Source organism: Cyclobacterium sp. SYSU L10401, assembly GCF_010993705.1.
Lineage (GTDB): Bacteria > Bacteroidota > Bacteroidia > Cytophagales > Cyclobacteriaceae > Cyclobacterium.
This window is the reverse complement of sequence record NZ_WOFO01000006.1, coordinates 193,620-215,296: the sequence shown is the minus strand read 5'-3', so window position 1 is coordinate 215,296 and position 21,677 is coordinate 193,620. Positions and strand designations below refer to the sequence as shown.

The following is a 21,677-nucleotide window of genomic DNA, read 5'->3' as shown; positions in this document are numbered from 1 at the left end:
TTATCCATCAAGCTTGTAGATCCACTAATTTTTCAATTTCACTTATTTTGCGAGTGATCTGGAGAAAAATATCAAGAACAACCTTCCCAATTTTATTTGCCAATAAAGGCGGCACCGCATTCCCCACCTGATGGTATTGGGCGGTACGAGGTCCACAAAATAGATAGTTATCAGGGAAGGTCTGTATCCTGGCAGCTTCCCGGACGGTCAGACTCCGGCATTGATTCGGGTCGTAATGAATAAAATAGTGTCCATCTTTGGAAATATGGCTTGTTACTGTTGTTGCCGGCTGATCCGGCACTTGTACCCTGAACCTATCCGCAAATTTTCCAGATTTGGCATTTTCGTGGTCAGGAAGTAAGACGTCACTATGGGTTTCAAATTCATGCAATCGGGGAAAACGGTTATAGGTCTTTGTGAACATACTGGAAAACATATACCGTTTCAAGTCTTCCACCAAGTGTATTCGTGATTCATGATTGGCTATTCCTTTCAATTTTGGATCATGGTACCAATCAAAAAGCGGGTTGGTTTCCAATGGAGTTTCACAAGGGACAAATTCGGAACCCCTTCCTTGAAGAGGAATTTCAATACCATTAGCGGAATAATCCTTTGCAAAACCATTCCAGGAAATTATCTCGTTTTTTAATGAATTGGTCAATATTTTCCAGGCGTTATCTGAATCAGTTTCTTTTCGATAAAACCGCTTTTTCATTCCGTCTACCATTTCGCTCCGTACAAATGAGCGATTGATTCCGCTGCGAATTTTTGGCAAATCTCCTATAACCTCGGAAAGTGAAACTATATTTTCTGCCTTTTTTAGAGTTTTCGGCGATACTGAAATGTCTTCACGTATTCCAAGCAGTATTACTCTATGTCTGTTTTGGGGAACTCCATAATTCTCCGCTTTTATCAAGTAATCGGAATAATCCTCGTAGTACGGATTTCCTCGCCCGTCGGATACCATGGGATCTTTCGCTAAAGAAAAAACTTTATACCTGGGCGCTTTTCTCTTTTTAAAAATAATTCCCGGGTTTTTTAGGTCTCTCAGGATTTTGTCAAAAATAACCTCTCCATTTAGTTTAGAGGATAAGATACCTCTGACATTTTCCATTACAAATACTGCCGGATGATGGTCGGCTATGATTCGCAAATATTCCTTGTACAAGTGAACCCGATGGTCTTTTTCATCAAGATTATCTTTCCATTGCAGCCTGGACCTTCCCACGACGGAATAGGCTTGACAGGGAGGTCCTCCTATAAGCACCCAGTTTTTTTCGCCCGCCAGAGCTTTGGCAATCCTTTTATTGACTATTTCAGGCGGAAATTCCGGCGAACCCAGGGTACATCTCCAGGCGATGTTTTTAGCTTTTTCGTATTGCCGGGGATACTGATAGAACAATTTCTGTTTTAGTAAATCTCTTTTTGCCAGATTTGATTCCTCATACATCTCGTAATAGGCTCTAGGCAGGTCTCGGTGTTCAAACTGATGAACAAAGCTTCTCAGTTCAAGAGTCTGGTGAGCCGCAGGGTTTTTTTCTATTGATAACTTGATATCAAACGCCGCTCCATCATTTACTGCTGAGAAACCTTCCCCAAGACCCCCCGGGCCTGCAAATAGGTCAATTACCGGAATTGCCATTTGTAATTTTTTTTATAAGGTTCATTAATGTCTCTTGTTGATTTCCAGATTTAAGTTCACATTCAAATACAATGAAAACATTCCATCCCGAAGCGTTAAGTTTTTTTTCATTTTCCTGATCTTTGCGTTTGTTGACAGCAATCTTATCCAGCCACCATTGCGTCCGGGTTTTCGGAACAACGTAATATTTGCATCCTTCATGCCCATGCCAGAAACACCCGTGCACGAGAACTATGGAATTGTATTTTGGCAAAACAATATCCGGTTTTCCCGGTAGCTTTTTGTCATGAAGTTTATACCGAAAACCATGGGCATGAAGAAACTTCCGAACCAGCATTTCCGGTTTGGTATCCTTCCCTTTGATACGGCTCATGTTATAGCTCCTTATTTCCGGTTCGTGAACGTCTGCCATGATCCTATTTTATATCTTTAAAAAAATGAAGTCTGTTTGCTAATGGAAAAATGCCTTTCTGGCTTCAACTTTGAAGTATAAATAACTGAAAGCAGATATTCCAGAAACGAATCGATCTCGTCTAAGTTGCTTTCAATTACACCAAGCGGTTTTTTGACGGCACCTAATCAAATCAATTTAGTTTCAAAAACCCATGGGCCGATACCCCGTTATTCCTAAAAACATGTTTCCATTTGCCAATAATTCCCTAACAAGATAGTGGCTTTTTTTGGAAGGGGAAAATCTTTTTACACCAAAAGCACAGGAACAGATTCGCCGGGTTTTCACAGATTATTTGGGGATTTCTATGAATACGTCTTTATTTATCCCCTGCCGCATGGTTTTCGTTTACAGCACCTACGACATGACCAAACATTTGGAGTACCTGATTGACTTTTGACAAATTGAGGTTTTCCTTGCCTTGTTCAATTTTTCGGATTACCGTCAAGGCTACCCCGGACTTTTCTGCAAATTCTTCCTGACTGATTCCTAGTTGCTTCCTTCTCGTCTTTACAAAATTAGATAATTGGCTCATGTTATATGCCTAAACATACAGAGGTAAAAAAAACTTGATTAGTATATGCTTATACGTATAATATTAATCAATCGCTTAAATTTATATGGAAATAGATATAATTTGTCATTTATCATAGCTCATTCTCCTGCCAGATCATGTTATGACAAAATCTTTTTCGCACCACCATAATATTTCTTCGTGCCCGCTTCATGTCCCGAAAAATTAGTGAATGACTGGATCCGTCTGAGTAATAAATTGTACGTTTCTAAATGGTTTAGCCACAAAGGACACCGAGAAAACACAAAGGCCACAAAGATCTCTGAGAACTTTTTTCACATTCTTTGCTTTGTATTCTTCGTGCCCACTTTGTGTCCTCCGTGACCTATTTTATTGTTTCCGCTCAGCATCAGTAGCTGTAGCCGCTTCATACGCCTCCTTACCGCCCACTACCGGTAGCTGCAGGGTGCTTTTGTCCAGGTCTACCGTCAGTTCGGTGCCGGGGTCGGGCCAGAGGGTAAATTCCTTGTCGCTGGAAAAGATCAGCAATCCGATCTGCTGACCCCGGGGAATGACCTGGTCGTCGGGCTGCAGCTCAAAACTCAGCGTGTAAAACCTGCCTGGCTTTAGCGGCTCGCTCTCTGTTAAGGAACGGTGATTTTGTGGATCTGCCCAGCCTCGGGTGATGATATTGTCGGTGATCTTCGCATTTTTCCCTTCGTTCCAGGGCAAAGATACCAGCCAAACGGAAAGGTTGGCGGCAGGCTTGCTGGATGCCAGCCTTATGCTCATCTCGGCCAGACCCGAGAGGTGCAGGTCCTCCTTCAGCTCCGGACTTAAAAACAACAGCCGGTGATCGGTCAGCTCCGCCCTGGCCAGGGAAGCCCCATCAAAAGAAAAGTTATCGACCAGGGTCTCCTTGCCCTGCCGGGAGGGTTTCTCCAGGTGTAGCTTTCCGGCTGCCGGAGCGGCCCCTTCCAGAAAAAGCGAGACGGCTTCGGATTGGGGATGGGGGTAGGATTCATAGGGGGACGGATTCTCCTGACTGTCATTTTCCCGGACGATCCATACTTTGGGGTCTTCCTCTACCCCATTTTCTACGCCATGCAGGTAGCGGGTAAACCAACGATTCATCATCCGCATGGGCGGTGGTCCCCCATGGCCGTCCTGGTGGTAATACAGCTGCACCGGCAGGCCCATGGATTCGGCTTTTTTATAGATACGATAACTGTGTTCAGGCATCACGTTCCAGTCATTGAAGCCGTGAGACATCAGCAGGGCGGCCTTCATGGGCTCCATCTGGTTCAGGTAATCCCGGCCGGCCCAGAAATCGTTGTAATCGCCTGTGACCCGGTCCATGCCTGCTTTCATTTCGGTATCGCGGATACGGGCATTGTTTCCGGCCCGCATGGCCGGATCCCCACTGTGGATAAAATCGTACAGCACGTCGATGTCTTCACCCAGGTATCCACCCGGGGATCGCACCAGCCCATGGGAGCGGTAATAGTGGTAATAAGAGGTATTGGGTGCGATGGGAATGATGGCTTCCAGTCCGGCTACACCGGTGGTGGCCGCCGCCAGGGGAAGGGTACCATTGTAGGAAGTCCCGGTCATGCCTACCTTGCCTGTAGACCAATAGGCTTCCACCAGTTCCCCACCTTGAGGTTGGGTATAGCCTTTAGCCCGCCCGCAGAGCCAGTCGATCACGGCTTTGGGGGCCAGGGATTCGTTTTTGCCGCCCACGGTGGGGGCACCCTGGGAAAGCCCCGTGCCTGGGGAAGAAGAATGCACCACGATATACCCCCTGGGTACCCAGGTTTGGATGTGGGAGTCGGAAATAAAGGGGCGATTGTTGATGGGCGTTACTTGCGGAGAGACCCTTTCTTCCGGCGGGGATCCCAATTCGTGTCGCACATCCCAAAACAAGCCGTCTACATCCGGCGCCACCCCTGCAAAATAGGGACTGCTCACGTAAATCACCGGTAATTTCAGGCCTTCATATTCGGTCTGGTAAGGGCGGGTGACGGCCACGTGCATGCGATCAGGTTGCCCATCTGCATCGGAATCGAATTCGGTTTCCACCCAGAGATCATGCCGTACCCAACGTGCCGGATCCTTGAAGGCCGCTGCTTCCTGGGCCTCCCCGTTTAGGAAGTAGGGTTTTGCCTCCGATTGGGCGGCAAGGGGTTGAACAAAAAGTGCGTTTGCCAGCAAGAAAACAAGCAGCATCAAGGGGTAAGGTATACGAGATCGATTTTTCATGGCTTAAAAATAGCTTTTTTTTTAAACCTCTCCGAATCGGGCCTGTGGCCAACAGGTGCAGCGCCATTTTATGGAAATTAAGCCGGGATTTCATTATTGCAACATTGTTGCGTTTATTCAATTATTGTCTATCTTTGCTTCCTGTCATTTTAAAACGTAATGTGATAAAATGAAACCATCCGATCGGTAGGAAAATTGAATTTTACTATTAAAGAGGCTAAAATTATTGACTGACATGCACAAAAAATTACCTGTAACCGTACTGAGCGGCTTTTTGGGAGCCGGCAAAACTACCCTTCTGAACCATATCCTACACAACAAAGAAAATCTCAAAGTAGCTGTGATTGTCAATGATATGAGCGAGGTGAATGTTGATGCCCAGCTGGTAAGGCAGGAAAATACCTTATCCCGCACGGAGGAAAGGCTGGTTGAAATGAGCAATGGTTGTATCTGCTGTACCCTGAGGGAAGATCTAATGGTGGAAGTGGAGCGACTGGCAAAAGAAAAACGCTTTGATTACCTGTTGATTGAAAGCAGTGGGATTTCCGAACCCCTTGCGGTGGCCCAGACTTTCAGCTTTATTGACGAAGCAAACGGCATAGACCTATCCCGGTATAGCCGGCTGGATACCCTGGTGACAGTAGTTGACGCTTTTAATTTTTACAGGGATTTTGGAAGTGCTGAGACGGTCTACTCCAGGTCGCTGAATGAAGATCCGGAAGACCAGCGGTCCATTGTCAATTTACTAACAGATCAGATAGAATTTGCCAATGTGATTCTACTCAACAAAGCAGATTTGGTTGGTAAAAAACAATTGGAGGAGATGAAAACCTTGCTACAAAAGTTAAATCCTGATGCGAAGATTTTGGTTACCAATCACAGCCATGTATCACTCAAAGAAATCCTAAGTACGGGACGCTTTGATTTAGAGACGGCTTCCAATGCTTCGCAGTGGCAGGAAGAATTGGATAAAGAACACCAACCGGAAACAGAGGAATATGGCATCAGTTCCTTTACTTTTCGCAATAAAAGGCCTTTTCATCCGGAGCGGTTCTGGACCTATATCAGTGAAAACTGGCCAGCCAGTATTATCAGAAGTAAAGGGCTGTTTTACCTGGCCTCCCGAAAAGATACAGCCATGGTCTGGTCTCAGGCCGGGGGCTCCCTCAAGGCGGAACCTGCGGGAATCTGGTGGGTCAGTATGCCTTTCCATCAAAGGATCAGATATGAGGCCTATCTGGATAATCAGGAGTACATCGAAAAAAAATGGGACAAAATATTTGGAGACCGGATGAACGAATTGGTAATTATTGGACAAAACCTGGAACCTGCAAAGATTCATGAAGAGATGGAAAACTGCCTTTTATCAGATCTGGAGATAGTGGATTTTGTTGAAGGAGAAAAATTTATTGATCCCTGGCCGGTTTAATTGAAATGATAGGAGGGCTGAGCCGTCGGAAAGGAAAAATTTTTGCTCAGGAAAGGCATTGAAGGTAGCCAGAGACTTGAGGAGAAGTGGTAGCCATGGCTCACTTTTCTATGGACAAAGTATCCATGGTATTCCCTTCCAGATCGTAGGCCGTAAAGTGCATTCGGCTGGAATTGATTTCGAGGATTCCATAATGGTGTTTCTTGATCAGCCGGTCCATCCGGGGAAAATCCGATTGCTCGCCCTCCGGCTCCAGCCCTCCCCCAGCTCCTCCGACTACCAAAAAATGTACGGGATGGCCGGAAAAGTCAAGGGATAGTCTTTCGTAATCGTGGGTATGGCCAGCCACCACCAGGTCCACCAGGCCCCGATGAAAATAGGGTTCCAGCAATTGACGAATCGTCCATTCCCCCTGATAACCGGACCAGCCCTGAGCATACGGAGGCTGGTGCAAAACAATTATTTTCCAGGGAGCGCTTCGCCAGGTATCGGATTCCAACTGCTTTTCTAGCCAATCCCTTTGCCGGGTACCCGCCGGAACCGAAACCGGAAAGTTCACATTCGGATCCAGGCTAAGAATGGCTACTGGCCCAAATTGATGCAGTCCATAGGTGGGTGTTTGCGGCTGCGCAAGGTATTGCTTCAGCTGTCTGGCCACCAAATCGTCGTAATGGCCATCATAATCGTGGTTGCCGGGAACCAAAAGCTGCGGGGTATGCATGCGGGAAAGCAATTGTAAAAATCGCGGATAGGCCCAGTCCTCCGAGCCATTATTCACCAAATCCCCTGCTCCAATGCTGAGATCGGCCTCATGTGCCCTGATGGCATCGGCTACTTTTCGGAAGGTATCCCAACCTCCCTGAGAGTCTCCCCAAAGTGCGAGTTTGATATCCTTTGTATTCGGCCTGGCTTTCAAACTATAGTGACCCTGATAGGATTTTTCCTGATAAAGATCAAAGGAAAAACCGGTTCCTGGATCCAGTTCGTAGGTAAAAACACCGTCTGTTGATGCAATACTGATTTCTTCTCCGTTATCCAGGCGCAGGGTGGCTTTATCCGCAGATTCACTTACCCAGCGGACAAAGGGCTTGCCATCGGTGCTCCAAATCAACACTGGAACGGTAAATAAAATGGGGTATGCAGACAAACGCTCAGTCAGTTCTGGAAAAGACAATTCTCCGCACTTTCTCACATGGTCCGGATCCTGCAGCAGCTCAATTTTCCGATCTGCCAAAACCGCTTTTCTGATTTGCGTTTTCTTTTCCTGCCAGGATTGGTGGGCAGCCTGGGGCAAAAACTGTACGCCTCGCAGACCTCCTCCCATGGCATTGTTTACCACCCGAAGTCCCAGCTCAGTCTGCCCGTATGCGTCCACCTCAAAATAGTCGCCTTCGGCTGCCCTGGGAATTTGCTTTTGATTTATCCAACATTGTACGCCGTCGTCTGCATTGACCAGCAGAATACCCGGTTCCAGGTTTCCTTCCCAGCGGTACCAAAGCGAATGGTTAGGCACAGGCAAGCGATGGGGCAAGGCAACCGGATCGGATAGAGAAAAACGAGTGGGCCATTCCCGATGGATGCCGGTAAGTGAATCCAGACCCAGAAAAACCCAACCCGAGTCCAGGGCTGTCAGTTGGTCTTTTGGAAATTGAAGTTGAAAAAAGCCGGAAACCTTTTGCTGATCCTCCAGGAAAGCTTCCCTATAGGTAGGCGTCTCCGGATCAGGCTGGCATGCCAGCATCAAAACCACTGCCCATAAATGATCTGATCTGAAATTCATGGCAACAAATCGGAAATGAGGGCATCCGCCTCCTCATCCGGATAGGGCAATCCCAGCAACTGGAAAATGGTCCGGGCGATCATGGCTGCATACAGGACTTCATCTTTCTTCACTTCCCCTACTGCCGGAATATCCGGACCTATCGCTGCAAGCCATATTTCTCTGGAGCGGGGAATTCCCGATCCATGGCCCGTCCAGGTGGCTTTATCGATACCTCTGCCATGATCAGTGGTAATGATCATGCTGGTTTTATCTTTGTACTGCGGACTCGACTGAATGTATTCCCACAGTTCCTTCAGGTAGGCATCAAACTGCCTGATGGAATGCAGGTATTCGTCATAACGATTGCCGTGGGCCCAGTCATCCGGTTCCCCATAGGCAATGTACACCAGTTTGGGAGCGGATTTTTTTATGGCTTCAAGGGCATAATGGTGGGTAAATGGATCCAGTCTCACTCCGCCCCAGGGTCCGCGTATTTCCTGCTGCATTCTATTGATCAGGTGTTCGGCAGCTGTGAGATTGGATCCTTCAGCCCTATCAAAACCAGCATTAACCGGTACGCCGCTGCGCTCTTCATTGACGATATAGGGGAACACATCCCAACTGCCAAAGGCCATTACCTTTCCATTATACTCGGGCATATTATGAAGGTGCTCGAGCAAGGTGATGTTTGGGTTATTCGTTTTTGCATTGGAATTGATGCGCTCATCATCTGCCGAACCGGTCAAAATTTCATTATAGCCGGGATAGGAAAAAAGCATGTCATTGCGGAGGTCTACCTGGCTGCCAAAGGCCCGATTGCCATGAATCTGCCCCTCCCCTGCCAGGGTAGACCAGGTAAAGGGCATCAGCATCTCCCTTCGCTTAAGCGGATCCGAATGCCAGAATTCATCCAACAGCGATCCCTGGGATTTGATCATTCCTGTGTCATCCACAAACAGGGAATCTGCGCCTTTAAACAATTCCTGCCAACGGAGGCCATCCACCGTTATCAGGAAGATGTTTTCGGTTTGAGTGGTTTTTTGGGCAGGGGCATTACCAAAAGCCAAGCCCATCACCATCAGAAGAATAGCGGTTTTTTTCATGTGTCTATAATTTGTTCTTTAATGGTCACATGGAATCTCGCATGTCTGATAGTCATTCCAGTGTGTGACGGATACGTCATGCTCGATTTCATCTGTTTATAATTTGATTTTTAATCGTCAGATGGAATCTTTGACGATTAAAATAATCATTGCCCTGTGTGTTTAATGATGATTTTAATCGTGTCGATTTCATGGGATTAAAGTTAAGGATTATATTTTTCTAGCAGGTAGAACATGATATAAAAGGCCACATTATATGGATGGGCCGATAAGTTTTTCCAACTATCAATTACCTGATTTTCGTTCCTTTAACACACTCACGGTTACCAACAACTGACCCAGGTGTCTTTGCGCATGTTCGGCAGCATGAAAATAAAGACCCAAAACGGTACTTGGCAATTGCTTGCGTCCAACCAGGCGTGTCGCTGTTAGTCCATCCTCTTTTGCCAGTTTAAAAATATCCAACGCTTCATTCACTTTAGCCTCAAAAGCATGGATCAACATTTCTCCGGTCAAATGAGTGTCGGGATGGCCTTCTTTTTTTAAAAATTCCATTTGCGCATCACTCAGGTTTTTTCCCGAAGCATAGGTAAACAAGCGGTCAATGACTCCCGTCATGTGTTGTAGGTGGAAACCCACAGCAGCACGGCTGGCGACCTTTTCCCATAAATATTCATCAGGAAAACCCTCCATATATCTGTGCAAATCCTCTGTGGTTTGGATCAGGGCATGGGCAGCAGGCTGCAATATCTGGGGTATACCGGGAACGGCTCCCCTAAGCCAGGCTTCTGGTTTTTTCATTTGTCGGCTGGTATTTCATTCATTACTTAGGCATGGAAAAAGAAGTATTTGCCTTCTGCTATCAGGGAGGCGGCAATTTCCCTTCTCAAGCTTTTGGTGTTGATTCCCTCATTCCTGGCAAATCTTTTAAGGCCCATCAAAAGCAGTTTTTGCTCGTCCCCTGATGTAAAGGAATAAATGGCCTCTTTTCCTGCAGCATTAATTTTTTCCACCGCTTCATACAAATACACCTGGGTTGCTGCCAGTTGGGTTTTTACCGCTTCCTCACCTTTGCTGGCCATCAGTTTCTCCGTCCTCAATAGGGCTGATTCAGCAGCATAGATTTCTATCATGATATCTGCCAGGTGCATCATGATTTCCTGCTCATCTTCCAACTTGTCTCCCAGGCTTTTGGCTGCCTGACCCCCGATCATGAGGAAAATTTTCTTCATGTTTTGCAGTAGGGCTTTCTCTTTCGATAAAGGAGCTGCATGATCCCGAGCCGAAAAGTCAGGAACAGCCTTTAACTCTTCTCCTACTCTTTGGGCGGCATCCATGATGTTCAATTCTCCCTTCATGGCACGCTTTAACAGCATACCCACCATCAAAATACGGTTAATTTCGTTGGTTCCTTCGTAAATCCTTGAAATGCGTGCATCTCTGTATGCCCGTTCCATAGGAGCTTCAGCAGAATAACCCATGCCACCGTATACCTGAACACCCTGGTCTACCACATAATCCAATACTTCCGAACCATGAACTTTGGCAATGGCACATTCAATGGCGAATTCCTCTACTCCTTTCAGCTTGGCTTTGTTGGGTTCCATGCCTTCTGCTTCCAATGCGGCAATGCGATCTTCTATATCCTGTCCGGCACGGTAACACAGGGACTCGCAGGCATAGGTTTTAATGGCCATTTCTGCCAATTTGGCCTGCACTGCTCCAAAGGAATCTATAGACAGGCCAAACTGTTTTCTCTCGGATGCATATTGTATGGAAAGCCCCAATACCCTGCGACATCCTCCGAGTACGCCTGCCCCTAATTTTACGCGGCCAATATTCAGAATATTCACCGCAATTTTAAATCCCTGGCCCCTTTCGGAAAGCATGTTTTCTACCGGCACCGGACAATCCTTGAAAAATACCTGACGGGTAGAACTTCCCTTGATGCCCATTTTCTTCTCTTCCTCATTCATGCTAATGCCACCGAAAGTTTTCTCCACCAGGAAAGCCGACAGATTTTTGTCGTCATCCACCTTTGCAAATACAATGAAAAAATGGGCAAAGCCTGCATTGGAAATCCACATTTTCTGCCCGTTGATCAGGTAATGGGTGCCTTCCGGATTCAATGTGGCCTTGGTTTTTCCGCTATTGGCATCTGAGCCTGCTTCTGGTTCCGTCAGGCAATAGCAGGCCGCCCACTCAGCATTGGAAAGCTTGGGTAGGTATTTTTCTTTTTGTTGTGCTGTACCGTAATATAGTACCGGGAGAATTCCTATGCCGGTATGGGCTCCATAGGTAGTAGAAAAAGAGCCTGCTGCTCCAATGATATCGGCAATCAGCATGGATGTATTGAAACTCATGCCCAGGCCACCGAATTCCTCCGGTACTGAAATCGCCAGCAAACCCAGTTCTCCGGCTTTTCTTAGAATTTCAGGAACCAATTCAGGGTTTTTCATGCTATCAATTTCTTCCATTTTGGGCAGAATTTCCTTGTCCAAAAAGTCCTGGCATGCTTGTGCCATCATTTTTTGCTCCTCACTGAAAGCTTCAGGAATAAAAACATCCGCTGCTGCGGTTTCCCTGATCAAATACTCCCCTCCATTCAGGGTATTTTTCTTTGCTATTGGTTCCATTTTAATTTTTCGTTAGCTTCCACAATTTCTTAAAGCAAGTCTCTTCTTCAGCTGAGCCTTTCGATTACTCCTGCTACTCCCTGACCTCCTCCGACACATGCAGTGACCAGACCGTATTTTTTGTCCCTTTTGGCCAATTCATGCATCATTTGTACGGTCAGTTTTCCACCTGTACAGCCCAGCGGATGACCCAGGGCCACTGCGCCACCATTCACATTAACAATATCCGGATCAAAATCCAATGATCGGATGACGGCCAGGGCCTGGGCAGCAAAGGCTTCGTTTAATTCAATCAGGTCAATATCGTTTAGGCTTAATCCGGCTTGCTTCAAAGCTTTAGGTACAGCTTCTTTGGGACCAATACCCATGATCCTGGGTTCTACTCCAGCGACACTGTAGGAAACCAATCTTGCCTGGGGCTCCAGATTTAAGCTTTTCATCAGCTGCTCCGACATTACCACCACAAAAGCGGCCCCATCGGATGTTTGAGAAGAATTTCCCGCAGTTACCTGGCCTCCTTGCTTAAATACCGGTTTCAAGTTGGCCAAAACCTCCATGGTAGTACCCGGCCTAGGACCTTCATCTGTATCTACTGTGAATTTTTTTGTTTGCCGTTTTTTATTCTCGTCAAGATAAGTTTCTTCTACCTCTACCGGAACAATTTCATCCTTGAATCTGCCACTCTTTATGGCTTCCAAAGCCTTTTCATGTGATTGGACTGAGAAGAGGTCCGCATCTTCCCGGCTTACCTTGTAATCTTTCGCCAATTCTTCTGCCGTCAGACCCATACTCAGGTAATAATCGGGGTTTTGGGAAGCTATGTTCCAGTTTAAAGCGGTTTTAAAACCCATCATGGGTATCAGGGACATGGATTCTGTGCCACCCGCTATGATACAATCAGCCATTCCCATTCTTATTTTTGCTGTGGCCAGTGCAATGGCTTCTATTCCTGAACCGCAGTATCTGTTTACTATAAAGCCGGGGTTTTCTTTGCCAAGTGCCAACAGGGAAATCATCCGACCCATTTGCATGCCCTGCTCTGCTTCCGGTATGGCATTGCCTACAATAAGATCGTCGACCATTTTATTTTCCAAACCCGGAATTTCACCAACTAAATGTTTGATAATATCAGCTGCCAGATCATCCGGTCGGTAAAACCGGAAACTTCCTTTCTTTGCTTTTCCCACTGCTGATCGATAACCTTTGATGATATATGCGTCCATTGTTAGATTTGTTTTAATTTTTGAGGATAATAGCTGCCAGTGGCATTACGGAAATGTACCTTCCTGCCAGCATCAGTTGATTGCTTAATTCCTTAAAGGTTTTCCCTTAAATAGAATACTATGAATCCTTTCCAGGGTTTTCTTTTCTCCGGTAAGGCTCAGGAAAGCTTCCCTTTCCAGCTCCAAAAGGTAAGTTTCACTTACTTCTGTCGTTTCAGACAAATCTCCCCCACTCATCACCCAGGCTAGCTTGCGGGCAATCTTGGCATCATGCTCAGAAATATAGGCGCCATAGCGCATACCGGTAATTCCTGCTTCAAACAAAGCCAAAGAAGATTTACCCAATACCCGAATATCTTCCCTTTCAAGTGGCTGGGTATAACCAGCATCATACAGCATCAAAACCTTTTCTTTTGCATCGGCCAGTTGCCTTTTTCGATTCAGGGATAAGCTATCTTTTTGTTCCAGGTAACCTAGCTTTTTGGTTTCCTCAGCGGAAGTCGAAACTTTGGCCGTGGCTATATTCATAAATGTTTCCTGCAATCGGTTGAGCTCTACATCACCTGAAACCAGGTTTTTTGAAAACCTTAGCGTCATTTCTTTGGTACCTCCCCCAGCGGGGATTAATCCTACACCAACTTCCACCAATCCCATATATAGTTCGGCATGAGCCTGCACCGCATCAGCGTGCAGGGATAATTCGCATCCCCCTCCCAAAGCCATATTGTGAGGCGCAACCACTACAGGAACCGATGAGAATCTGGCCCGCATCATGGTTTGCTGAAATTGGGCAATCATCATATCAATTTCATCAAAATCCTGATCTCCCGCAAACATGTACAACATGGCTAAATTGGCACCAGCTGAGAAATTGCTTCCTTCATTGCCTATTACCAGGCCTTTGTAGGATTTTTCTGCCAAACTAATGGCCTGATTGATTCCTTCCACCACTTCCTGACCAAGGGAATTCATTTTGGTATGAAATTCCAATCCTATCACCTCATCACCCAAATCATAAATGGAGGCTCCTTCATTGTTCCATAACTTTTTGTTTGCTGATTTTAAGGTATCCAATAAAATAAAGTCCTCCAATCCTGGTATTTCTTTATAGGTCTTCGAAGTAATATCATAGTAATTCTTTTTGCCATCAATGACCTGGTAAAAACTGGAAATACCCGCTTCCAGCATTTCATAGACCCAATCGGCAGGTTTTTGACCGGATTTTTCCATCTGCTCCACCGTTTCCTTTACGCCGAGTATATCCCAGTTTTCGAAGGGGCCATATTCCCAACCGAATCCTGCGCATACCGCCTGATCAATTCGGTACAATTCATCAGCTATTTCAGGAATTCGAAATGTACAGTACCTGAATAGATCATAAAATGTAGCCCTGTAGAATTCACCTGCTTTATCTTCATAATTGACCAGAAATTTAATTCTTTCCTTCAGGTTATCAATTCCTTTGGAATCATCCAGGGCTTTGATTTTAGGTTTCTCTGCTGGTTTATAGGTAAAAGTACCAAAGTCAATTTCTTTGAGTTCCTTCTTGCCATCATCGTGTCGGATCATGTGGTAAAAACCTTTGCCGCTTTTATCCCCATACCATTCATTTTCATTCAATACTTCTACACTTTTTGGAAGATTAAACCGCTCCCTGGATTCGTCATGCTCCAGCACCTGATACAAGTTTTTCGCCACATGAACAGTTGTATCCAATCCGACTACATCTAAAGTTCGGAAGGTTCCGGATTTAGCCCTGCCAATGACCGTTCCTGTCAACTTATCAACTTCTGATACACCCATGCCCATTTTTTCGATGGTATGAATTGCCGACATGATGGCATAAACACCGATCCTATTGGCAATGAATGCAGGAGTATCTTTACACAATACGGTTTCCTTGCCCAAAAATCTATCCCCATAGTCCATCAGGAAGTCAATGATTTCAGGTTTAGTATTGGGTCCAGGAATAATTTCCAACAATCGGAGGTACCTGGGAGGGTTAAAAAAATGGGTTCCTGCAAAGCACTGCTGAAAATCTTCAGATCGGTTATCAGCCATCAAATGAATAGGTATACCTGATGTATTGGAGGAAATCAATGTTCCGGCTTGCCTGTATTTTTCCACTTTTTCAAAGAGGCCTTGCTTGATTTCCAGGTTTTCAATGATTACCTCAATGATCCAATCACAATCCTTTATCTTCGGCAGGTCATCATCAAAGTTGCCAGTGGTGATGCGATTTGCAAAATCCTTGTCATAAATTGGCGAGGGTTTTGAAGAAAGGGTATCTTCCAGGGCTTTATTTACTATTCGGTTTTTAACTGAAACGTTATCAAGGGTCAAACCTTTTTTTTCTTCTTTCTCATTAAGTTTTTTTGGACTGATGTCCAAAAGCAACACTTCAACGCCAATATTTGCAAAATGACAAGCAATTCGGGATCCCATAATTCCTGATCCCAAAACGGCTACTTTTTTTATGGTTCTTTTCATTGGTTTATTATTTGTAGTTGCGGTCTAAGATTTCTGAATTTGCTGTATAACCTGGTTGATTTTTTTAAATAGAGAAAAGAATGATTTCAATTCCTCATCTGTCAAGGCATGACGGATCTGTTGATTGAAATTATTTATGGTTTGTACAGCAGCTGATTTTTTTTCTTTCCCTAAGTTGGTAAGGAAAATTCTTACCGATCTTTTGTCAGTAGGATCAGGAGATTTCCTAATTAAACCCTTCTCTTCCATCGTTTTTAATATCCTAGTCAGACTCCTGGTCTCCAATCCCATCATGGGAGCTATTTTGGTGGCTGCCGTTCCTTCAATAGAATGAATGTTTATCAGAACAAAGCCCATAGATGTCGTTATACCCTCCATATTGGCTTTTTGATTGTACATTCTTGATATAGAATGCCAACAGGATTTGATATGAAAATCAATGGTTTCCTCTTTTTTCATTTATTAAAGCTCATTTCAGTTTTAATATAACGAAAAAAATTATGCATGCATAATAAAATCCTAAAATTAATTTTTCAAACAACTTAAAAAATGTTGCCAATCCCTAACAAATTAAAACAATGCGGTAATTACTGAATGGAGCGACTGGCCTGAAACGAACTTATCAACAAGGTAATTATTTTAAGAATTATTGAATTTAAAAAACACATGGTTATTATTATGAGGTGGACATGTGGGTAATCAGTCCAGAAAAAAGTTGTTCACTTCAGTTGGGTATTTAGCTTTTTTTATTCACAGTAATCCCACATTTTACTTTTGTTTAAATATTTGATTGCCAATAGTTTAAAGTACTGGCTTTATTTTTGGTTGATAACTTTAAACTTTTGTTGGGGATAAGATAAAATGGGGATTGACTGTGAATAATGGTGTACAAATCTGTGGTTATCACCAATAATTATTTTTGATTCTTTAAGGACTCTTTAAATTCGTTTATGATTGTTGGTTAGATAAGTTAGTGCTAGTATTATCCACCCTATATGGTGGATTGTTAACATCGATTTGAATCCAGGATGAGATAAGTTTGAAACATACCAATGATTTCGAGATTACCGATGTTTTTCCGATCCAGAGTAATGGAACTTCGATTATTAAGGAACAAATATCTAAAGGCGAATTCTAATTTTTATATTTAAGTAATTGGTTATCAATTATTTAATAGATCTTCTTCACTTATTTCCAATATATCCAAAGGCAATGTAATTGGTGCTTGGTCAATGCTTGGTATTGGTGTTGTTACTATTCCTGAATCTTTTCTGGGTTCGATGATCAGGTCATCCAATGTCCAACCTCCCCTTAGTATGAATTCATGTTTATTTGATTCCGTATCAAAGAAAGCATAAATCGGTTCTGGTTGGATGTTTTCATAATAGTTACCTGGATCCCAACGGCCATTTTTGTTTCTATCTACGATTGCCCGGAGTTTATAATTGGTGGCTTCTATGTCTGTAAATTCGAAATAATTGGTATCCAACAGATATTTTTCTCTAATCAACTCCCCTTTGCTATTTAAAAGTTGGAGTATAATGGGTCTTTCTTCTGTGTTGATTGTTCCATTAATCCCATCGGCCAGGTTATCCGTTTTTAACTTATTATATGTCGCTTCTACAGCTGATTCATTCCATTCACCTTCTACATCTTTAAAGGTGGAGTCAGCAGCATACAATTTAAAGGTGGTATTTTTTATGGAGTCCGGTAAAGGTACATTTATCCTTATGGTGGTTCGCAGGTGATTGCTGTCTGCCAGGCTAATCATTGATGGGTCGATTGGGATGTATGAGGCTGTATCGTATTCAATGAAAAGAGAATCATAAACGATATCATACAGTGGTTTGTTAAAGTCCAGTTTGGCTTCTATTTTCTGACTAAACTTAGCACCTGTATTTGTCGTGACTTCAAATTTTTCCTTCGTTCTTTCACTTTCTTCGAAACCAGCATATAGGGTAGTATCAACTTTAAATCCAACGGAATCCTTCAATTGGATGTTAACTTGTATGCTGTCATTTTTAAGTTCGCTGTGGTATAGCCTGATGTTTTTATCTTGTAAACGATAAAAAAGGGTGTTATTTTTATCAGGATGTTCTATGGCAAATTCAGCAATAGGTTTGCTAAGAATGATATCGAAATTACCTCCTGTTTTGGAGCTTCTATTAATTTTCAAATCTGAGATGTCTCCCTTTGCCATGTTAATTTGAAGGTTTTCGAGGTTATTTTCTACGTTGATTATCTCTGGGGCAAATCCATAGGCTTCATTTCTGAATTCCGCTTTTAGGGAATTGTTATCGTCCAGCCAGGCATACGCCCTGAATTTTCCTGCTTTGATATTTGAAATTTCAAATTTCCCCAGTGAATCTGGTTGTGCAATGTAGTATGGAGCAGCGTTAAAGAGGTCGGTGGTATCTTCGATGGCGTATAAACCTACGATCACATCATTGAAATCAGGTTCTTCAAATGGGTCGCTAAACGCTACTTGTCCGGATACCTTAAGGCTGTCTATGGCATCTCCTGTAGAGAAAACCAGTTTTAGCCTGTCGGCGGGGTTTCCTTCTGTGATGTCTTGTATGCTCTTTTGAAAATTGAATAGGTAGGTTGTATTTTCCTCCAGTTCCTGGTTTAAAGTGATGGTTACCCTGTTTCTAATAGCTAAAAATTCGATTTTATCTGTCTCTACCCTGGGAGTAATAATGATGGATTGATTTGGGTTTTCTAATTTTACGAATTCATTGAACTCCAGGAAAATGTCTTCAGGACTTACATTGGTGCTTTGATCTTCAGGAATTGTGTTTAATAATACGGGTGGATCCTCATCTCTTGGGCCTCCCATGGGTGAACTTTGTTTGGCACAAGAACTTATTGTAATGACTGTAATTGTAAATAAATACCGAATGATAAATTTCATTTCTTTTTGATAATGAAAAGTAAGCTTGAATAATTGTTATTTTTTTTGGCAGCCTTATTGGATAGATAGCCAGATTTCAATGCCTTTAGATAGTTGTTGTCTGATCCGGAGTATTGGTGGCTTAGCAGGGATACGTAATAGCTATCAAAGGTCATGGGTAAAATTTCTGTAATTCTACAATCATTTTTCTCTGCCAGGTATTTCATCGACGTTTCATTGAAATGGTACAGATGCCTTGGTACGTCCAGGGCAGCCCAGTTTTCCTTAAAATAGGTGGCGTCCTGTGATTCCCTGTTGGGTACGGCGATAAAAAGCAGTCCTCTTTTTTTTAGTTTGCTTAATAGAACTTTTACCGTTTTATTAAGCTGATGGATGTGTTCCAACACATGAAAGAGCGTAATTACATCAAATTTTTTTTCTGTTTCTAAAGCTGTTAGATCTTTTATCAGGTTTATTTTGGTTTGATTTATGGCTATTTGAGCGGCTTGTTCATTGGGTTCCATACCGTAAGCTGTCCATCCGTTTTCCTGGCAAACTTTTACAAAATTGCCCAGGCCACAACCATAATCCAGTAGCTTCCCTCTGTGTTTGGAACGGGAGTTGATTTGTTTTAGCTTTTGTCTCAGTGTGTATTTTCTTACAACCCTATAAATGAGATCTGTAATTCCTTTGTTTTTATTTTGGTGAGATATATAGTTTTCTCCATTGTAATATTTGGCAATATTTTTCTCATCTGGTCTGGGATTGGTAAACCATAACTGACAGTTTTTGCAGGCGCATATAATGAATGATTCTTTACTAATGGCATGATCCTTTACGACCATGTGATTAATAAAAAGTCCACTTTTGCAAAGTGGACATTTGGTTAATCTTTCATACATTTTATCTTCCTAAGTAGATGGTTAAAATTGACATATCTGCGGGGGATACACCGCTTATCCTGGATGCCTGTCCAATAGTTTCAGGTTTGATTTTCCCCAATTTTTGTCGTCCTTCAGCAGACAGTGCTTTGATAGAACTATAATCCATGTGATTCGGAATTTTCAATTGGTCGAGGTTGCTAATTTTTTCGACCATTTGCCTTTCCTTATCTATATATGACCTGTATTTGATCTGTATTTCGGCCTGTTCAAGGATATTTTTACCATATTGGGACAGTTCTTCTCTTAAGGAATCGTTCATCTGTGCTATATCGTTTATTCCTAACTGGGGCCTTTTAAGTAATTTTTCGACTGTGATGTTTTCCTTAATCGGGGCTGTTTGGTGTTTGATAAGTCCTGGATTGATTGTGTCAGGAGACAAGCGGGTTTTTTCTAATTTGTTAATGAGTTCATCCGTTTTTGATTCTTTATCTTTTGTGCGGAGAAAATCCCTTTCATCTGCCAGTCCCATTTCATATCCATAGGGAGTTAGTCGCAGGTCTGCATTATCCTGCCTTAGCAATAGACGAAACTCAGCCCTTGAAGTAAACATGCGGTAAGGTTCTTCTGTGCCCTTGTTGATCAAATCATCGATTAAAACCCCAATATATGCCTCAGACCTCTTCAATATAAAAGGTTCTATCTCTTTTACTTTATTGTGTGCATTAATACCTGCAATCAATCCCTGTGACGCTGCCTCCTCATATCCTGTTGTGCCGTTTATCTGTCCGGCAAAAAAGAGGTTGTCAATCAGTTTTGTTTCCAGACTCAGTTTCAATTGTGTGGGAGGAAAATAATCGTATTCTATGGCATAGCCTGGTCTGAACATTTTTGCTTTTTCGAATCCTGTTATTTTCCGAAGTGCTTTTAGCTGTACATCCTCTGGTAAGGAAGTAGAGAAACCATTCACATATATTTCTACAGTGTCCCACCCTTCCGGTTCTACAAATATCTGGTGTCTTTCCCTTTCTGCAAAGCGGTTGATTTTGTCTTCAATGGATGGACAGTACCTGGGGCCTAATCCTTGTATTCTACCATTAAACATGGGAGACCTGTCAAATCCTTCTGACAGTGTTTCATGAACTTCTTTATTTGTATAGGTGATCCAGCAGCTTTTTTGCTTTAAGGGCGCTAGTGTTGTGTCTGAATAAGAGAATTTTTCGGGGTTTTCATCTCCCTCCTGGATTTCCATCACCTCATAATTCAGGCTTCTTCCGTCTACTCTGGGAGGCGTACCTGTTTTCATCCTACCTGATTCGAAACCTAGTTCCAATAGGTTTTCCGTGATGCCTTTTGCTGCCCTCTCTCCTGTCCTACCACCACCCATTTGTTTTTCTCCTATATGGATGATACCGTTGAGGAATGTTCCATTAGTTAATACCACTGATTTGGCTTGAATCTCCAGTCCCAGGCTGGTTCGGACACCCTTGATTCTTTTATCTTTAACGATTATGCCCGTTACCATTTCTTGCCAGAAATCTATATTGGGAGTACTTTCTAAAGCAAGTCGCCATTCTTCAGCAAAACGCATCCTATCATTCTGACTTCTGGGGGACCACATGGCTGGCCCTTTAGATCTATTCAGCATTCGGAATTGAATCATGGACTTGTCCGAGATTATTCCTGACTTTCCGCCGAGTGCATCAATTTCTCTAACGATCTGACCCTTTGCTACTCCTCCCATAGCAGGATTACAAGACATCTGGGCTATGGTATTCATGTTCATGGTACATAGCAATACCTTTGAGCCCATCTTTGCTGCTGCATGAGCCGCTTCACAGCCGGCATGCCCTGCTCCTACTACTATAACATCATATACTGGAAACATATTGTCAATTTTCAGGTGTTCCACGTGAAACACTTGTGTTGTATTTGTATTTATTGATTCGGTGTTCCACGTGGAACACCTAGGTTTTGAAACAAGTTCATCGCCTTTTCTTCTTCCCTTCGCATGGTTTCTTTTTCTCGTTGGTTTTTATCTTTGTAACCACAGAGGTGAAGTAATCCGTGTATCAAAACCCTTAGTAGTTCTTCTTCGTATTTTGTCTCGAGAATTTTACTATTCTCCTTTACCCGGTCAATGCTGATGTAGATGTCTCCTTCTATTTCTCCTTCGAACTCTGATTGATCAAACGTGATGATATCTGTGTAGGTATCATGGTTTAGGTAATTTTTGTTGATCTCTAATAAGTAATCATCTGTGCAAAAGACATAATTGAGTGTCTGGATGCGGAATTTTTTCTCTTTCGCTATTTCTGTGATCCAAAGCTTTATTTTCCGTTTCTGGGTTATTTTTGACTGGATACCTTCTTCAAAAAAATGTATGGCCAT

Annotated in this window: 16 protein-coding genes; 1 reads left to right on the top strand and 15 read right to left on the bottom strand. The window is 43.3% G+C overall.

Translation table 11 applies throughout. From position 1 onward, the window contains the following. Positions 1 to 7: 7 nt before the first annotated feature. From GL182_RS15475 to GL182_RS15460, 4 genes are all read right to left on the bottom strand, one after another. On the bottom strand, positions 8 to 1,642 hold the full coding sequence (locus GL182_RS15475) for a DNA cytosine methyltransferase (RefSeq protein WP_163380681.1): 1,635 nt from the start codon (positions 1,640 to 1,642) through the stop codon (positions 8 to 10). Then, the gene (locus GL182_RS15470; RefSeq protein WP_163380680.1) at positions 1,623 to 2,054 is read right to left on the bottom strand and encodes a very short patch repair endonuclease; all 432 of its coding nucleotides are present in this window, start codon (positions 2,052 to 2,054) and stop codon (positions 1,623 to 1,625) included. The genes GL182_RS15475 and GL182_RS15470 overlap by 20 nt, the downstream gene beginning before the upstream one ends. A 358-nt stretch (positions 2,055 to 2,412) precedes the next feature. Beyond that, positions 2,413 to 2,628, bottom strand: coding sequence for a helix-turn-helix transcriptional regulator (locus GL182_RS15465; RefSeq protein WP_163380679.1), 216 nt, complete (start codon positions 2,626 to 2,628; stop codon positions 2,413 to 2,415). Between the two features lie 369 nt (positions 2,629 to 2,997). Beyond that, the gene (locus GL182_RS15460) at positions 2,998 to 4,869 is read right to left on the bottom strand and encodes a Xaa-Pro dipeptidyl-peptidase (RefSeq protein WP_240469850.1); all 1,872 of its coding nucleotides are present in this window, start codon (positions 4,867 to 4,869) and stop codon (positions 2,998 to 3,000) included. 235 nt (positions 4,870 to 5,104) lie between these two features. Between GL182_RS15460 and GL182_RS15455 the strand changes: the two genes are divergently transcribed. Next, complete coding sequence (locus GL182_RS15455) at positions 5,105 to 6,298, top strand: GTP-binding protein (RefSeq protein ID WP_163380678.1); 1,194 nt, start codon at positions 5,105 to 5,107, stop codon at positions 6,296 to 6,298. Positions 6,299 to 6,398: 100 nt separating this feature from the next. On the opposite strand, the gene GL182_RS15450 is transcribed toward GL182_RS15455, so the two are convergent. The 11 genes from GL182_RS15450 to ybeY form a co-directional block, all read right to left on the bottom strand. Further along, positions 6,399 to 8,078, bottom strand: a complete 1,680-nt coding sequence (locus GL182_RS15450) for a metallophosphoesterase family protein (RefSeq protein WP_163380677.1) — start codon at positions 8,076 to 8,078, stop codon at positions 6,399 to 6,401. Beyond that, entirely contained in the window at positions 8,075 to 9,163 is a 1,089-nt protein-coding gene (locus GL182_RS15445) for an alkaline phosphatase family protein (RefSeq protein WP_163380676.1), read from the bottom strand. The genes GL182_RS15450 and GL182_RS15445 overlap by 4 nt, the downstream gene beginning before the upstream one ends. Positions 9,164 to 9,448: 285 nt before the next feature. Continuing rightward, positions 9,449 to 9,964 (bottom strand): DinB family protein, encoded by a 516-nt coding sequence (locus GL182_RS15440; protein ID WP_163380675.1) that lies wholly within the window; start codon positions 9,962 to 9,964, stop codon positions 9,449 to 9,451. A gap of 26 nt (positions 9,965 to 9,990) precedes the next feature. Then, on the bottom strand, positions 9,991 to 11,799 hold the full coding sequence (locus GL182_RS15435) for an acyl-CoA dehydrogenase family protein (protein ID WP_163380674.1): 1,809 nt from the start codon (positions 11,797 to 11,799) through the stop codon (positions 9,991 to 9,993). A 47-nt stretch (positions 11,800 to 11,846) separates the two neighbouring features. Beyond that, complete coding sequence (locus GL182_RS15430; protein ID WP_163380673.1) at positions 11,847 to 13,022, bottom strand: acetyl-CoA C-acyltransferase; 1,176 nt, start codon at positions 13,020 to 13,022, stop codon at positions 11,847 to 11,849. A gap of 84 nt (positions 13,023 to 13,106) precedes the next feature. After that, complete coding sequence (locus GL182_RS15425) at positions 13,107 to 15,512, bottom strand: 3-hydroxyacyl-CoA dehydrogenase/enoyl-CoA hydratase family protein (protein WP_163380672.1); 2,406 nt, start codon at positions 15,510 to 15,512, stop codon at positions 13,107 to 13,109. A gap of 24 nt (positions 15,513 to 15,536) precedes the next feature. After that, complete coding sequence (locus GL182_RS15420; protein WP_163380671.1) at positions 15,537 to 15,971, bottom strand: MarR family winged helix-turn-helix transcriptional regulator; 435 nt, start codon at positions 15,969 to 15,971, stop codon at positions 15,537 to 15,539. 703 nt (positions 15,972 to 16,674) lie between these two features. Then, entirely contained in the window at positions 16,675 to 18,351 is a 1,677-nt protein-coding gene (locus GL182_RS15415; protein ID WP_240469849.1) for an Ig-like domain-containing domain, read from the bottom strand. A gap of 71 nt (positions 18,352 to 18,422) precedes the next feature. Continuing rightward, a complete protein-coding gene (locus GL182_RS15410) occupies positions 18,423 to 19,250 on the bottom strand; it encodes a class I SAM-dependent methyltransferase (protein WP_240469848.1) in 828 nt (275 codons plus the stop codon). A gap of 58 nt (positions 19,251 to 19,308) precedes the next feature. Continuing rightward, positions 19,309 to 21,174 (bottom strand): tRNA uridine-5-carboxymethylaminomethyl(34) synthesis enzyme MnmG, encoded by a 1,866-nt coding sequence (gene mnmG / locus GL182_RS15405; protein WP_163380668.1) that lies wholly within the window; start codon positions 21,172 to 21,174, stop codon positions 19,309 to 19,311. A gap of 50 nt (positions 21,175 to 21,224) precedes the next feature. After that, entirely contained in the window at positions 21,225 to 21,677 is a 453-nt protein-coding gene (ybeY, locus tag GL182_RS15400; protein ID WP_163380667.1) for an rRNA maturation RNase YbeY, read from the bottom strand.